General features: G+C 70.1%; 8 protein-coding genes and 1 tRNA gene. 4 read left to right on the plus strand and 5 right to left on the minus strand.

Annotated features, from left to right (window positions below; translation table 11 throughout):
• Together AOK08_RS20005 and AOK08_RS20010 are read left to right on the plus strand one after the other, a co-directional pair.
• Positions 1-3330 (plus strand): type I polyketide synthase (locus AOK08_RS20005; RefSeq protein ID WP_157876734.1); only part of this gene is annotated, 3330 nt, incomplete at its 5' end.
• Positions 3327-4850: a tryptophan 7-halogenase gene (locus tag AOK08_RS20010; protein WP_055527763.1), complete on the plus strand. Its 1524-nt coding sequence runs from the start codon at positions 3327-3329 to the stop codon at positions 4848-4850. The genes AOK08_RS20005 and AOK08_RS20010, both read left to right, overlap by 4 nt.
• Before the next feature lie 186 nt (positions 4851-5036).
• Here the strand turns inward: AOK08_RS20010 and AOK08_RS43365 are convergent, their stop codons facing one another.
• From AOK08_RS43365 to AOK08_RS20025, 3 genes are all read right to left on the minus strand, one after another.
• The gene (locus AOK08_RS43365; protein WP_198539315.1) at positions 5037-9653 is read right to left on the minus strand and encodes a glycosyl hydrolase family 18 protein; all 4617 of its coding nucleotides are present in this window, start codon (positions 9651-9653) and stop codon (positions 5037-5039) included.
• A 237-nt stretch (positions 9654-9890) separates the two neighbouring features.
• The gene (locus AOK08_RS20020) at positions 9891-13142 is read right to left on the minus strand and encodes an ATP-binding protein (RefSeq protein ID WP_241827017.1); all 3252 of its coding nucleotides are present in this window, start codon (positions 13140-13142) and stop codon (positions 9891-9893) included.
• A gap of 324 nt (positions 13143-13466) precedes the next feature.
• Positions 13467-13540 (minus strand) — tRNA-Pro (locus AOK08_RS20025).
• A 234-nt stretch (positions 13541-13774) separates the two neighbouring features.
• Between AOK08_RS20025 and AOK08_RS20030 the strand changes: the two genes are divergently transcribed.
• The gene (locus tag AOK08_RS20030; RefSeq protein ID WP_107100996.1) at positions 13775-14425 is read left to right on the plus strand and encodes a thiamine pyrophosphate-dependent enzyme; all 651 of its coding nucleotides are present in this window, start codon (positions 13775-13777) and stop codon (positions 14423-14425) included.
• A gap of 72 nt (positions 14426-14497) precedes the next feature.
• A complete protein-coding gene (locus AOK08_RS20035; RefSeq protein WP_055527768.1) occupies positions 14498-15394 on the plus strand; it encodes a transketolase family protein in 897 nt (298 codons plus the stop codon).
• 16 nt (positions 15395-15410) lie between these two features.
• Here the strand turns inward: AOK08_RS20035 and AOK08_RS20040 are convergent, their stop codons facing one another.
• Both AOK08_RS20040 and AOK08_RS20045 read right to left on the minus strand, forming a co-directional pair.
• On the minus strand, positions 15411-15770 hold the full coding sequence (locus tag AOK08_RS20040; RefSeq protein WP_055527771.1) for an MmcQ/YjbR family DNA-binding protein: 360 nt from the start codon (positions 15768-15770) through the stop codon (positions 15411-15413).
• A gap of 59 nt (positions 15771-15829) precedes the next feature.
• Positions 15830-16181: LysR substrate-binding domain-containing protein (locus AOK08_RS20045; protein WP_241827018.1), on the minus strand; the 352-nt coding region annotated here is incomplete at its 5' end.

Genomic DNA, 16181 nt, shown 5'->3' on the forward strand with positions numbered 1-16181 from the left:
CACGTCCGGGTCGTCGTGGGCCCGGCGGACGACTCCGGCCGGCGCCCGGTCGACATCCACGCCCGGCCCGCCACGGACGACTCCGAGACCGACTGGACCCGGCACGCGACAGGCGCCCTGGGCCGCACGGACACCACCACCCCGCCCGGGACGGAAGCGACGGTGTGGCCGCCGCGGGACGCGACCGAGGTCGACATCGCCGACGCGTACGACGGCCTCGCGGAGGCCGGCCTCTTCTACGGCCCGGCATTCCGGGGCGTACGGGCGGTCTGGCGGCGCGGCGACGAGATGTTCGCGGACGTCCGCCTGCCCGAGGCGGAGTCGGCGCACGCCGGCCGGTTCGGGCTCCATCCGGCGCTGCTGGACGCGGCCCTGCACGCCCCGATGCTCGCGGGCCCGGCTCCCGGCTCCGGCACGGTCCGGGTGCCGTTCGCGTGGAACGGCGTACGTCTGTACGCGACGGGTGCGTCGGAGGTCCGCGTACGGATCGCCCCGAGCGGGACGGACTCGGTCACGGTCACCCTGACCGACCCGTCGGGACGCCCGGTGGCGCACGTGGACTCCATGACCACCCGTGAACTCCCCGCCGAGACGGTCGAATCGACGGCCGACGCCGTGCGCCGGGCCCTGCTGCGCGTCGAGTGGACCCGCGTGGAGAAGCCGGAGGGCGGGCGGCGACCCGTGACCGGCGGACGCTGGGCACTGGTCGGCCCGGACGCGCTCGACCTGCGCGGGGCACTCCCCGACCTCGTGGGAACCGACGCCCCCGAACCGGACACCGTCGTCGTCACGGCCGTCGACGGCGGCCCGGAGGCGGACGACGATCCGCTCCCCGCAGTGCACCGGCTGACCGGCAGGGTGCTGCGTACCCTCCAGGACTGGCAGGACGACCCGTCGACGGCGGGCTCCCGTCTGGTCGTGCTGACGCGGAACGCGACCGCGCCCGAGCCGGATCCGGCCGGGGCCGCCGTGTGGGGGCTGGTGCGTGCCGCACAGACGGAGCTGCCCGGACGTGTCGTCCTCGTCGATGTGGACGGGCGGCCGGAATCACTGCGGCTGCTCCCCGCCGCGACTGTCGGCGACGAGGGCCAACTCTCCGTGCGGAACGGGCATTTGACGGTACCTCGTCTGGTCGCCGCCGATGAACTCTCGGCCGGGGGTGGCAGCTTCGGGCCCGACGGCACGGTCCTGATCACCGGCGGTACCGGCGCGCTCGGCGCGGAGGTCGCCCGCCATCTCGTGACCGCCCATGGCGTACGGCACCTGCTGCTCACCGGTCGGCAGGGGCCCCAGGCGCCGAACGCCGGGGAACTGCGCGTCACACTGGAGGAGTTGGGCGCCGAGGTAAGGATCGTGGCCTGTGACGCGGCCGACCGCGCCTCGCTGGCCGAGGTGATCAAGAAGTGCTCGCCCGCGCTGACCGCCGTGGTGCATGCGGCGGGGGTCCTGGACGACGGTGTCCTCGCCGCGCTGACACCGGAGCGGATGGCGGCCGTGCTGCTGCCGAAGGCGGACGCGGCCTGGCATCTGCACGAGCTGACCCGGGACCTGGACCTGTCGGCGTTCGTCCTGTTCTCCTCGGTGTCCGGCCTGCTGGGCCGGGTCGGCCAGGGCAACTACGCGGCGGCGAACGCCTTCCTGGACGCCCTGGCCCGGCACCGCTCCCAACTGGGGCTGCCCGCCGTGTCCTTGGCCTGGGGACCGTGGGACCACGGGGCCGGCATGGCCGGAGCGGCCGGCATGGCCGGAGCGGCCGGTGCGGCCGATAGGGCTGACAGGAGCGACAGGGCCGATAGGGCCGCAGAGGCCCCGCACCGGTCGGCCGGTGAGGTGCTCCGGGCGCTCTCCGTGGAGCAGGGCCTGGCCCTCTTCGACGCGGCGCTGCGCGCGGGCGGACCCGTGCTGGCGCCGGTACTGCTGGACCGGGCGGCACTCAGGTCCGCCCAGGGGGTCCTGCCGCCGCCGCTGCGCGGACTCGTGCCGCCCCGCAGACCGGCCGCCGGGACCGGGGAGGGCACCGGTGACGGCTCCTCGCCCGGTGCAGAGCAGGTCTGGGAGCCGGGCGCCTGGCGCAAGGTGCTGGCCGGGCTGCCCGCCGGCCGACGGGAGGACGCCCTCGCGGAGCTGATGCGCGCCGACGTGGCCACGGTTCTCGGCTACCCGGACGCCGACGCGCTGCCGGCCGGCAAGTCCTTCGCCGAACTGGGCTTCGACTCCCTGATGGCGGTCCAGGTCCGCAACCGGCTGAGCATGGCCCTGCGGCTGCGGCTGCCCGCCGCCGTGGTGTTCGAGCACCCGACGGCCCGGGGGCTGGCCCGCCACGTACTGGGTCTGCTGGACGACCTGCCCGACGTCGCACCGGAGGCAGTACCGCAGCCGGAGCACGCGCCCTCGGAGGACAGGCCCGCCCGGACGGCGGAGGACCGGCCCGCGCAGACGCTCTCCTCGCTCTACCGGCGGGTCTGCGAGGCCGGGCAGGCGGTCGCGGCGATGCACATGCTGGTCACGGCTTCCTGGGCGCTGCCGACCTTCGGCCCGGACACCGGCCGGGAGCACGCCCTGCCCCCGCTGCGGCGCGCCCACGGATCCCAGGCCGGGCCGGTACTCGTCTTCCTCAACGGCTTCCACCCGCCCTTCGCCGCCCCCGGTGGTGAGTTCGCCGGATTCCACGCCCAGTTCCAGGGCGAACTGGACGTCCTCGAACTCCCGCACCCCGGTATCGGGGCGGGCCGTGCCGTGCCGGCCGACCGGGACACGCTCGCCCGGACACACGCGGAGACGGTGCGAGCGCACGTCGGCGACCGGCCCTTCGTGATCGTCGGCGTGAGCACCGCGGGCGCGGTCGCCCATGCGGTGACCCGGCGACTCGAAGCCATGGGGCACCCGCCCGTCGGACAGGTGCTGCTCGACACGTATCTCATCAACGAAGGCAACAGCGACAAGGAGTGGCTGCTGTCCCTGCCCGCCGTGATCGCGCCGCGCCTGGGCGGAAGCCGGTTCACGGGGGACGAGGACACCGGGGTGGCCGCGCTGGGCGCGTACACCCGGATGTTCATGGACTGGGAACCGGAGCCCGTCGCCACCCCCACCCTGCTGGTCCGGGCCACCCGGCCGACGCCCGCGATGGCGGCGGGCGCGGCTCCGGACGAGTGGCGCACCTCGTGGCCGCTGCCGCACACCCGGGTCGACGTCCCCGGCGACCACTTGTCGCTCATGCGGGAACACACGCCCACCACTGCGGCGGCCGTCCGCACCTGGATCGATTCCCTCGGCCGTACGGGTGTCCGGTCGGCGCCGAACACAGAAACAGAAACCGAAGGAGAGCGGTGAACCCGAACCACGAGTCAGGGAAGACGGTGGAGAGCGAGGAGACAGCGGAGACCGAGGACTTCGATGTGATCGTCGTGGGCGGTGGCCCGGCCGGGTCGACCGCCGCCACGGCCGTCGCCCTGCGGGGTCACCGCGTCCTTCTGCTGGAGCAGCAGACGTTTCCCCGGTACCAGATCGGCGAGTCGCTGCTCCCCTCCACCGTGCACGGGGTGTGCCGCATCCTGGGCGTCGAGGAGGAGGTCGCGCGGGCCGGCTTCAAGACGAAGCGCGGCGGGACCTTCCGCTGGGGCCGGAATCCTGACCCGTGGCAGTTCTCCTTCGCCCTGTCCCCCCGGCTGGCCGACCCGACCTCCTTCGCCTACCAGGTCGAACGGTCCCGGTTCGACGCGATCCTGCTGGACAACGCCCGCCGGGTCGGCGTCGACGTCCGGGAGAACTGCCGGGTCAAGGGCGTGCTCGGCGACGAGGAGCGCGTCAGGGGCGTCTCCTGGACGGGCCCCGCCGGGGAGACCCGCGAGGCCCGGGCCCGTTACGTCGTGGACGCGTCCGGCAACGGCAGCCGGATCCACGGAGAGGTCGGCGGCAGTCGGACGTACTCCGACTTCTTCCGGAACATCGCGGTGTTCGGCTACTTCGCGGGCGGCGAGCGGCTCCCGAAGCCCAACGACGGCAACATCTTCTGCGCCGCCTTCGACGAGGGCTGGCTCTGGTACATCCCGCTCCGTGACGACCTCACCAGCGTCGGCGCGGTGGTCGGCCGGGACAACGCCGCCGCGATCCAGGGGGACCCGGTGACGGCCTGGCGCGGGCTCATCGACTCCTGCCCGGAGGTCCGGGACCTCCTGGACGGGGTGGAGCAGGCCACCGAGGCGCCGTACGACCAGGTGCGGGTCCGCAAGGACTGGTCGTACTGGAAGTCGCGGCTGTGGCGGCCCGGCATGGTGCTGGTCGGTGACGCGGCGTGCTTCGTGGACCCCGTGCTGTCCTCCGGAGTGCACCTCGCCACGTACGGGGCCCTGCTCGCGGCCCGCTCCATCAACAGCGGCCTGGCCGGTGACCTCGACGAGGGCCGTCTCTTCGACGAGTTCGAGGCACGCTACCGGCACGAGTACGGCCTGTTCCACGAGTTCCTGGTCTCCTTCTACGACATGCACCAGGACGAACGGTCGTACTTCTGGAAGGCCCGCAAGGTCACCCACGTCGACGCGACGGAAATGGAGGCGTTCGTCGAACTGGTGGGCGGACTGGCCTCCGGCGACACGTCCCTCGCCGGGCCGGGACAGGCAGGTGCCCGGCTGACCGCCTCCGCCGCGGAACTCGACCACGCGGTGGGCCGGCTCCCGGACTCCGACGGCCTGCGCAACCCTCTGTTCGAGTCCGCCTCGATCCGCCAGGTCTTCCAGGAGGGCACGATCCTCCAGGAACGCGGTGTCTTCGGCGGCCCACTGGAGAAGGAGACCCCGTTGCACCCCGGCGGACTGCTGGCCTCGGAGGACGGGCTCACCTGGGTGACCGAGTAGACCTGCCCATGCCGAAAGGTCCCCCACAGACTCTCGCCTGTGGGGGACCTTTCGAATGAGAGTGCTTCTGTCCGTGCAGCCAACAGGACTCCGGACAAGTCCCGTCGTTACGGGTCAGAAGCACTCTCCGGCTGTTTGAGTTGTTTGATCAAGGCGTGGAGCGTCGGGCCGGGTGGCTGAGAACGGTCAGCCGGCGCTGCCGATCAGCTTCCAGGGCTCGTGGTCGGCGTCGGCACCGGTGCCCGGGGCACTGCCCTTCGTCTCCCACTTGGCCTTCCAGACCTTGCCGTTGTACTTGACCGTGGTCTGCTCGATCGGCTGGCTCGCCGGGGAGTAGATCTTGGTCGCGTCCCAGTTCGCGGCACTGCATCCACCGGCCGGCGGGGTCGCCGTACCGAGTCCCTTGAGGTTGTCGGTCACCGGTGCGTACGCCGTACCGCCGATCGACAGACTCGTGTTCACCGGGCCGGTGATCGGGAGGAAGTAGATGATCGGCAGGTCGAGTGACTTGCCGGCCGGGATGATCTGGCAGTAGTCCAGCGTCGTGCTGACCCGGTGGAACGTCGAACCGGCCGTCAGCTGCCACTGGCCGCCTTGGTCGCCGGTCTGCCAGTTGCCGTCCTTGACCAGTGGTGACGTCGAGGCCGGGATGTCGAACGACAGCTTCGTGTCCTTGCCACCGCCGAGCGTGCGCCCGGTGTTGTTGGTGATCCGGACGGTCGGCTGCAACGGCCACAGGTTCGCCGTGGAGGTCGGGTAGTTGACCATCTCGACGCTCACGTTGGCGGTCACCGTCGGCCCGGCACCACCCGTGCCGGCGCGCAGACTGTTGTTGTAGGCGCCGATGTTGCCCAGTTTCTCGTTCAGCCGGGTGGTCAGCGTGTACCCCATCCCGCACGGGGTGTCCGGCTGGACGTCCGCCGGGCAGGAGTAGTCGCCGCCGAGCTCCCACATCATCACGCCGCCCGCGCCGGTCGACTTGACCAGATCGGTGACCGCGTCGATGCCCTGCTCGTCCTCGGTCGACAGGAACACCTGCTTCTCGGCGTTCCACAGCCACGACGTCTTCGTGGTGTCGTCCCAGTACCGGACGTACTGGCCCGTGCGCCGGTCGGTGCTGTCGGTCTGCGGCTTCAGCCCGACGCTGGGGGCGTAGACCGGCGTGATGTTCTTCTCCAGGTTCTTGGTGTGCCACAGCGGGTTCGTCCCGGAGCCGAGCTCGCTGCCGTTGCTGGTCTCGTCGTGCCAGATGTTGTCGATGCCGAAGGCACCGTCACCGCACGGCCGTTTGATGCCGGTACCCGGCTCGCAGCCGTTCGGCTTCTGCGACTTGCCCCACAGACCGTTCGTACCGCCCGTGACGTTCTGCCAGCCGCGCGTGTAGTAGGGGACACCGATGTTGACGCGCCCGGCCTGCATCGCGCCGCGCATGTACTTCATCGCCCAGTCGGTGTTGAAGTACCCGATCTTCCCGTACTCCGGGGTGGCGTACTGGTCGGCCAGTTCCGGGTCCTTGCCGTCGTCGAACAGCGCCGCGTTCGGACCCACGACGTCGTTCCAGGTGCCGTGGTAGTCGTAGGCCATCAGGTTGGTGAAGTCCTGGTACTTCAGCGCGGGCTGGTTCGCCATCCCGCGGGCCAGGTAGCCGGAGGCCGACGACGCCGAGGTGAGCAGGTAGTACTTGCCGTCCGCGACGGAAGCCCGGTTCAGCGAGTCCCGCAGCGTCTTCATCAACGCTGCGTACGTCGTGGGCAGACCCTTGCGACGCGGGTTCGACACCGCCCAGTCGGCCGGATTGCCGGTGTCCTCGAGGACCGTGGGGTACTCGAAGTCGATGTCGACACCGTCGAACCCGTAGGTCCGCAGGAAGTCCACGACCGAGCCGGCGAACGTGTCGATCCCGCCCTGGTTGACCGAGCCGTCGGCGTTGGTGGTCATCGCGTAGAAGCCACCGGTACCCGCCCAGCCGCCGACGGAGATCAGCGTCTTCACCCGCGGGTGCAGGCGCTTGTACTTCGTCAGCAGGTTGAAGTGCCCCTTGTAGGGCAGCGAGGGATCCATCTCCGCGCCGACCTCGCCGGGCCACTCCTTCTGGGTGGCGTTCGAGTCGACCTTGATCTTGTTGTTCTCCACCGACGCGAACGCGTAGTTGATGTGGGTCACCTTCGACCACGGAATGTTCTTCACCAGGTAGTGCGGCGTGCCGTCGGCGCCCGTGCGGCCGCCGTTGAAGTAGCCCACGACCCGGCGGCCCCGGCCCTCGCCGAGCCATTCCCGGCCGTCGCTCTGGTAGACCTTGCAGTACGGCGTCGCGACGCCCGGCGTGGTCGCCAGGCCCTCCGGCCGGCAGTCGCCGGACGCGGCAGGCCGTGTACCGCCGGTGTCGCCACCGGGGTGCGACTCCATCGGGTCACCGACACCACCGTTGATACCGAGATCGCCGGCGCCGCCGTCGGTGCGGCTGCCGTCGCCGTAGCTCGGCACCAGCCAGCCCTCGATGTCACCGGCACCACTCGCCGCGGCCGACTGGACGGCCACCCTGTTGCTGGTCTTCGCCGTCGTGGTCGTAGTCGTACCGGAGCGGGTCACGGCGAAGTCCTGGATCCCGTCGCCGTTCAGATCGGCGAAGGTCCCGAAGGTGCCCTGGAACGGGTCGTCGTTGCGGATCACGCCCAGCGACTTCCAGCCGGCGGTGACGCTCCACGGAGAGCCGGTGTTCTGCCAGGCCCGGACCTCACCGGTGGTGAACTCGACCCGGACCGTGTCGGCCTTGCCGTCACCGGTGATGTCGGCGAAGGCGACCTGCGCGCCACGCGCCTCACCCGGAGTGGCGAAACCCGAGATCTTGGTCCAGCCTCCCTCGGTCGGCATTCCCTTGCCCTTGTTCTGCCAGGCGGTCGGGAAGCTCATCCGGTCCAGCGTGATCAGGTCGTCACGGCCGTCACCGTCGAGGTCGGTGAAGTACAGCTCCGGCTCGTAGCCGAGGTTGTTCGCGACGATCGTCGCGCTGCCCCAGCTGATGGTGGAGCCGCTGCTGGTGTTGCGCGACATCCGCATCGCGGCGATACCGGTCGGCGAGTCGGCCGCCGGCAGGATCCGGATGTAGTCGTCCTTGCCGTCGCCGTCCAGGTCGGCGAAGTAGACCAGCTTCGGGTTGTTCCCCCGGTCGGCCGGGCTGATGTCGCCCAGCGAGACCGCTTCCTTGGTCGGGTCGTCGTTGCGCCAGCCGGTGACCTTGCCGTCCGTACCGACCACCGCGTAGTCGGCCTTGCCGTCGCCGTTCAGGTCGGGGAAGGCGATCTTCGAGCCGGTCGCTGCGGCGTCCCGGATCTTGCCGATCGGCTTCCAGACGTACGAGCGGTTGCTGATCAGGCCCTGCAGGAGCGCGATCCGAGTGCCTTCGCCGAAGGCTTCCGCGATCTTCTTGTAGCCGGCGTCGGTCGGGTAGATCTCGTTGGTGATGTCCTCCGGACCGACCGCGCCCAGGTCGACCAGCACCAGCCGTGCGCCGGCCTGGATCTTGGCGTAGGCCATCGTGCGGAGCGCGTCGTTGTAGGCGTCGATCCGGGCCTGGTACGTCGGGTTCGTCGACGGCGGCAGGGTCCCGAGCAGGACCGTGGTCGTCGGCGAGGTCCGGTGGATCGCGTCCACGAAGCCCCGCATCTTCTCGGCCGTCGCCGCACCGTCGGCACCACCGGTCAGGTCGGCCGTGCCCGCGACCAGGGTCATCATGTTCGGCCGCAGCGTCTGCAACGCGGGGATCGTCTGGGCCTTGATGTCGTCGATGCCCTTGCCGTCGAAGCCCATGTGGTCGGGGTCGCCGCGCTTGCCGTTCTTCAGCTCACCGACGAAGTCCGTGCGCTTGAAGATGAGAGTGGCCGCCGTTCCGACACCGAGCACCGCAAGGGTGTCCAGACCCTTCACGATGGTGTCCAGGTAGCCCCGGAAGCCGGTCTCGTCGGTGCTGTTCACACCGGCTGTGATCCCGTCACCGGCCGCCATCACCCGGAGCTCTTCGATGTCCGGGTTGGCGGCGGGCGACGGAGTGGGCCCGGCCGCTCTGAGCCGGTTGGCCCGGACAGGCCAGTGGTCGGAGGTGCCCTCGCCGGTGACCGAGACAGGCAGATCGAAGGTCTGGTGGGTGGTGACGAAGTAGTCCAGCTCACTTCCATGGACGTGGGTCGCCAGACCCGAGCTGTGGATCCGCATGTCCCGCGACGGGAAGCTCGCCCGCTGGCCGAGGTCGTCCGGGTCGACGTTGAAGTCGCCACCGACCGTCGCGTTGTAGGTCGCGCCACGCTGGGCCGCGAGGGCGCTGATCTGGTCGTTGATGGCCCTCATCATCGGCCCGGAGTCACCGCCGCCCCCGGACAGACCGTGGAAGGTGAAGTACCACTCGTTGCCGAACCGCGCCCCGAGCGCGTTCCGGCCGGCGTCGACCGGGTTGCCGACGACGATCAGTTCGTCGGGCGTGTCGCGCAGGACGAGCGCGATGTTGACCCGGCCGCCGATCCGACGCGGGTTGGTCGCGTCGTCGGCGGTCTGCAGGTAGTAGACCTCACGGGTCGGGTAGGGGGCGCGGGTAGCGCTGTTGACGCTCCACCTGTTGTGCAGCACGGTGTACTGATGCTGGACGCCCGCTTGGTCGGTCGTGGTGAAGGTCTGGGAAGCCTGTGCGTCGCTGTTCGGAGGTGGCTCCGGGCCGACCTCCTGAAGCATCAGGATCGGCGACTGCTGCGACAGCTGCACGACCGTGTTGGTCCACTTGCTGCCGGTCTTCGCCTTGTTATTGGACCCCTGCATGTTCCAGGAGACCAAGTGCGTGCTGGCCGGAGGGAAATCGGTGGCGGAGGCCGGAACGACAAGTGCCGTTGCCAGCCCCGCCATGATCGCCACTGCGGCGATTATTCGGCGGAACAACAACTACCCCGTTTCTCATGTCCAACAGATCGGGAACGACCGAATCGCTGGAAACTACTTGACATATCAACTATAACCTGGGCCGATCGTGAGGACCCGTCAACTTGACCAGTGATGTGATCAGTTGCGCGGGCCGTTCTGTGCTCGCTGCCCCATCTGTTCCCAGAACCGTCTCAGTTCGGCCAGATCCGTGTACCGCTGCCACGGGGCTTCGGGATGGAGGAGGGAGCGGGAGCGTGACAGCAGGGTGAGCTGCGCCCGGCAGAAGGCTTCGCTCAGTTCAACGCGCTGGCTGTCCAGCCCCTTTGGCGGATAGGGGCACAGTTCGAACGCGCAGTCGTCGCGGCAGTTGGACCCGGCTTGGGAAGCGGCGGTGCTCAAGGCGGAGCGGCTCGGGTCGAGCGGGCGGCGGTCCCGGGTCAGACATGGGGGCAGGTCCGGCCGGGCGGTGTGGCGCAGTCGTCGCGCCCGGTCCTGGGGCCATTCCCCGCGTTCCGCGAGGTTGAGCAGCAGCATGGTGTCGGCGAGGAGCTGCTGGGCACGTGGATGCAGGCTGCTCCATCCGGCGGAGGGCGGGATCCACAGCTGGTGCTTGCGTGCTCCTCCGCCTGCGGCTGTCTGCGAACCGACGACGGCGGCCACACCGGATTCGTCGATCCACAGGAATCGCTCCGGCCGGCGGGACCTCAGGGCCTGGACGCACAGCTCGGCGGCCGCCTCGACGAACGGGTGCTGCGGTGTCGCCTCCGGCAGGGCGAGCCACTGGCGGACCTGCTGCGTGGGGTCGGCGCCATGTTCTCCGGGGAGAGGGGTCGTCGTGGCGTGGTCGGGGAGGTCCCACAGGGTGAGCGCGTGCAGCAGGGTGAGGCGGGTGAACCAGAACCGGGCGCGTTTGAGCATGTCCCATGCCTGCTCGCTGAGGTACTCACGTGCTTGTGGGCGGGCGTGCGGGTGCCGGTGGCGGCGGTTGGCGGCGTACTTGAAGCCCTGGGCGAGGGCGATCTCCAGCGAGAGGTCGAGGGCGGACGCGCCGTTCGCGTCAGGGGCGCCCACCCGTCGTACCCAGCTTTCCAGGATCTCGTAGGGGGTGTTGTTGTGGCGGCGGGTGGTGACGGACCCTACGAGCAGGGGGACCAGCCAGGCGCACAGGGTGTTGTCCCGCCATTTCCGTTCCTCCTCCTCCCGTTCCTCCGCTTCGCGCCGGAGTGTGTCGCGCCGTTGTGCCTGACGTTCCCGTGTTTCCCGCCGGAATCGCTCGACGTTGCTCTCGCTCCTGCGGTGCTCTCTGCTCTCCTGTTCGAGGACGGCCTCGGGCTGCTGGCTTTCCCAGAGGTCGACCATCCACTCCGATTCGCGTTCCATCGGCGGTTCCTGGACGAGTTCCGGTCCGCGCAGGCGGGGCTCCAGGACCTCGAAGGCGTTGTCGCCTCCCGCCCCGATCTCCTGTGCGACGGCCAGGCGTACGCGGTACGACTGTTCGAGGCGTGCGATCTCGAAGAGTTCGGGGTACGCGGGTCGCATGGTCTTTCGGGCGGCCACGGTACGCATGGCCTCACCGAAGCGGGAGACGAGGAGTGTCTTCGCCGCCACCAGGGTGTCCGGGTCGTGGGCGCGCAGATCCGACCAGGACGTCGTCAGCTCCATGGCGATCCGGTGCTGCTGGGGTTCGGCGTCGACGCTGTCGATCTCCAGCGCCGCGGCGTACATCTGAATCGCCTTGGTGTGCAGGGTGCGGCCGAACACCTGCTGTGGATCCGCCGGGTCGCCGGGCGGGGCGTCCGGCCTGCCGTCCCTGCGCGCCTGTGCCCGGCAGGCCGCGCGCAGGAGGAGATCGCGCGCGGCGGACACGGGGCACCAGGCATCGCTGTCCGCGTGGGCCTCTCCGTGCGGGCAGGACCCGTCCAGTGTGCGGGAATGGAGCACCAGGGCGATCAGCAGTTCCCGTCCCGGGTTCTCCAGGGCCGCCGGGAAGTACCAGCCCGGCGTCGGCTCTCCGGGGATGTCCGGATGGATCACGGCGTTGAGGAACCGGGCACCGAGGTGTGCCTGGACCACGCTGTGCTGGAATCGGACCTGGTCCCCGTTGACGAGTTCGACCAGGCCCATGCGCATGCCCCAGTGAGCGGCGAGGCGGACGTCCAGCCGGCTGCCCTGAACGCGCCGGGCCAGCTCACGGACGATCTCCGGGAAGCGGGACCACGAGGGGTCCTGCTCATGAACGGCGTCGGCGAAGCCGGCTTCGGAGGAATCGTCGGCCAAACCCACGCAGGCAAGCGCGGAAAGGTAGTCGAGCGTGGCCTGGCGCTCGTCCTGGCCGAGCGTGATCTCGGGCATCAGGCGTCCGGTGACAAGGGCGAGGAGCCAGGTGTCGAGCAGATGGAAGCGGAGCGCCGCCCGATCGGCCCCACGGGTTTCCACGCCCTCTTCGCCGAAGTGGCCGGTGAGAGCGCGCTCGAGCAGGCCGTGCTCGTGGAGATCGTGGGCGACCTGGAGATAGGTCGGGGCCTCGGCGATGCCGGCCTTCTCAACGATCCAGTCGAGCCGCTGGCGGTCCTCTGTCGCTGTGCCGGAGGAGATATAGGTGAGGGCCGCCTCCTCGCTCAGCGGCTCAAGAGCGGTCAGCGACGCGTCCAGCCCACGCAGCGAGTCGTGCGGACGCGACGTGACGATCAACGGCAGGCGCTCGTCGTTGGCGCGACGGATGGCCAGCCTGATGACGGTGTCGCGCTGCTGGGCCAGCTCCTCGCCCAACAGGGCGTCCTCGAGTCCGTCCGCCAGGACCACGATGCGCCCCTGCTGGCACAGCCGTCGCCACACCTTCTCCGCCTCGCCGCTGGAGCGAATGTGTCCCTGTACCTCTCGGCAGAAGCGTTCGAACGCCATCTGCCGGAAGTCCAGGTCACTCGCACTGCCGCGCAGCCGCAACGGGACCGGCACGGCGCCCCGACTCGCCAGTTGCTCCGTCAGCAGGACAAGCAGCGCGGTCTTGCCGGTACCGACCCCGCCGATGACAACGTGGGCGCGGCGAAATCGGCTGTCCCACAGGTCCTCCATGAGAACCTCGCACAGTTGGTCGCGGCCGACCACGCGGCCGAAGATGCCGCCCGCCGTTTCCACCAGATCCTGTGGAGCTTCCACGGCCTTCCTGAGGTAGGCCCTGCTCACAAGAGTGAACCGGAAGAGGAGGTACGCGACCGTGGCCAGCGCCAGCGTGAGAAACGGCATGAAGACGCTTTGCAGGATGTCGCACGACTTCGAGCTCTTCTCGCACTGCTGACCGGCCCACTGGACGGGCGACCAGGACCAGTCCTCGACACTCAGCGTGACCACGGACATGACCACCAGACACACCAGGACGAGCGCCCCCAGCAAGGTCAGGCAGAGGAGGGGAAAATACCAGCGGCCTTTGCGCCCCCTCCACCTACGGGCGCGGTCGTAGCCCCGTTCCGTCTGCCGTCGTGAGAAAGCCCTGTCGAGGTTCACCGGGGAGTGATTCCACGCCGGCCGCGGAATGTAGCCGGGGTGCCGCGCCTTCGACACCTCGTGTGCCGACATTCGCCCATCCGATGCCGTCGAAGGCCCGGAGCCGGCCCACTGCTTCTGGTCCCCCTCTGGTCCCTCTCCGGTCCCCCAAAAACGGTCGAGGGCCGGTTTCGGATTTCTCCGAAACCGGCCCTGACCTGCGACTGTCTCCAGTCGGGACGACAGGATTTGAACCTGCGACCCCTTGACCCCCAGTCAAGTGCGCTACCAAGCTGCGCCACGTCCCGATGCCGTCTGACCTGGGGTTTCCCCTTGGCCGAACACGCATGGAAACAATACCGCACTCGGGTCGGTGGTCGCGCACGCCTTTGTTCGCGCCGGTATTCGGGCCGCCGGACCTTGACCTCAAGTTTGGTCGAGGTCGCACGATCGACCGCATGACGACGATCGCTGCGGCCCACGGCCGCGCATACGGATACGGATACGGATACGGATACGGATACGGCGAGCTGTCCGGCCTCATGGGTCTGATGACCGGCGACGAGAAGCACGGGCCGGCGGCGACCTCCACGCTGGACGTGCTCTGGGTGCTCTACGACCGGGTCCTGCGGGTCGGCCCGGACCGGATGTCGGACCCCGGGCGGGACCGCTTCCTGCTGTCCAAGGGGCACGGGCCCATGGCGTACTACGCGGTGCTCGCCGCCAAGGGGTTCCTGCCCGTGGACCTGCTGCCGGGCTTCGGCTCGTACGACTCCCCGCTGGGCCACCACCCCGACCGGGTGCTGGTGCCGGGGGCCGAGATCGGCAGCGGCTCGCTCGGGCACGGGCTGCCGATCGCCGTCGGTACGGCGCTCGGGCTGCGCGCCCAGGGGCTCGGCGGGCCCGCGGTGTGGGTGCTGACCGGCGACGCAGAACTCGACGAGGGCAGCAATCACGAGGCGATCGCCTTCGCCGGTCCCGCCGGCCTGGACCGCCTGCACACCGTCGTCGTCGACAACTCGTCCGCCAGTCATGCCCGGCCCGGCGGAATCGCCGCCCGCTTCGAGGCCGCGGGCTGGTCCACGGCAACGGTGGACGGGCGTGACCACGAGGCCCTGTACGCCGCCTTCACCACGCCGCATCCCGGCCGCCCGCACGTGGTCGTGGCACGGGTCGAACCGAAGACCGACTGAACATACGTCCACCACTTCAACCAATCGAACACTTCAACCAATCGGACCCATCGGAAGGGAACCGTTCTCCCCATGGACACCATGCGTGACCGCTTCGCCCCCGTCGTCTCCCGGCTGCTCGACGAGGACGCGCGCGTCGCCCTCGTACTCGCCGAGATCGGCGCGGCGGCGTTCACCGAGGCACAGGCCCGGCATCCCGACCGGGTGATCAACGTCGGCATCCGTGAGCAACTGCTCGTCGGCGCGGGCGCGGGTCTGGCGCTCACCGGTATGCGCCCCGTCCTGCACACCTTCGCGAGCTTCCTCGTCGAGCGGCCCTTCGAGCAGGTCAAGCTGGACCTCGGGCATCAGGACGTCGGCGCCGTGCTCGTCAGCGCCGCCGCCTCCTTCGACTGGCCGGCGGGCGGCTACACGCACATGGCCCCTGGTGACGTGGCCCTGCTCGACACGCTGGACGGCTGGACCGTCCATGTGCCGGGCCACCCCGACGAGGCCGAGACGCTGCTGCGGCACGCTGTCGCAGCCGGCGACGACAAGGTGTACGTACGGCTGTCCGCGCAGTCCAACGCCGAGGGGCTCGCGGTCGACGGGGCACGGTTCCGCACCGTCCGCGAGGGCCGCTCCGGTGTCGTGATCGCCGTCGGGACGATGCTCGACGCGGTGCTGGCCGCCACGGAAGGGCTCGACGTCACCGTCCTGTACGCGACGACCGTACGGCCCTTCGACACGGCCGCGCTGCGCCGGGCCACGGAGGCGGCGGGCACCGACGTCGTCCTCGTCGAGCCGTACCTGGCGGGCACGTCGACGGCCGTCGTGAACGACGCGCTCGCCGATGTGCCCCACCGGGTGCTGGGCCTGGGCGTGGGCCGCCGCGAACTCCGCAAGTACGGGGAGGTCCACGAGCACATCGCCGCACACGGACTCGACGCACAAACGCTCCGGGAGCGGATCCCGGGGTTCGTGGCCTGAGCCCGCCCGTTCCGGCTCAGCCGACGGGCGGTCTGCCCAACTCCGGGTAGGCGTCCACCAGTCGGGGCGGGGCCGCCTGGCGCCAGGAGTCGGCGAGGATGTCGCGCAGTTCGTCCTCGTCCTCCAGCGCGGCGAGACGCACTCTCACCCAGGCGAAGCCCGCCTCATGGTCGGCGATCCAGAACTTCTCCGGCTCGGCCAGGACCAGTTCGTCGCGTTCGTCCTTCGGGCAGCGCACCGCGATGGAGGTCTCGTCCTCGGGCAGGGTGGCGAACATCTTCTCCGCGACCCGGAACGTGGGCATGCTCCAGGCGATCTTCTCCGTGGTGTCCGGGAGGGACAGGGAGATACGGCGTACGTCTTCGGCTTCCAACATGCGACGCACGGTAGCCAATGCCACTGACAATCACCCGCGATCGCCCACTGAAGGCACGGCTACACCCGCGCGGCGCTGCCGAGCGCGTCCAGCACCGGCCGGATCAGCGGGTGTTCCTCCGCTCCCCTGCGTACGGCCGCGAAGACCCGCCGCGTGGGCGCGACCCCGTCGACCGGGCTCACGACCACCCCCGTCAGGTCCATGCCGCGCAGCGCCGAGCGCGGTACGAGGGCCACGCCCGCGTCGGCGGAGGCGAGGGCGACGACCGCGCGGAAGTCGTCCGAGGAGTGTTCGAGACGGGGCCGGAATCCGGCGTTCTCGCAGGCCTGGACGACCACCTCGTGGCAGGGATTGCCGGGGTAGGGCCCGATCCACGCGTCCTTGGCCAGTTCCGCGAGCGGTACCTCGCGG

This window comes from Streptomyces graminilatus (assembly GCF_001418565.1).
Taxonomy (GTDB): domain Bacteria; phylum Actinomycetota; class Actinomycetes; order Streptomycetales; family Streptomycetaceae; genus Streptomyces; species Streptomyces graminilatus.

Coding starts and splice junctions, on each gene's coding strand:
- AOK08_RS43365 (WP_198539315.1), bottom strand. CDS start 9,653: ATGCAGGGGTCCAATAACAAGGCGAAGACCGGCAGCAAGTGGACCAAC.
- AOK08_RS20030 (WP_107100996.1), top strand. CDS start 13,775: ATGGGTCTGATGACCGGCGACGAGAAGCACGGGCCGGCGGCGACCTCC.
- AOK08_RS20035 (WP_055527768.1), top strand. CDS start 14,498: ATGGACACCATGCGTGACCGCTTCGCCCCCGTCGTCTCCCGGCTGCTC.
- AOK08_RS20040 (WP_055527771.1), bottom strand. CDS start 15,770: ATGTTGGAAGCCGAAGACGTACGCCGTATCTCCCTGTCCCTCCCGGAC.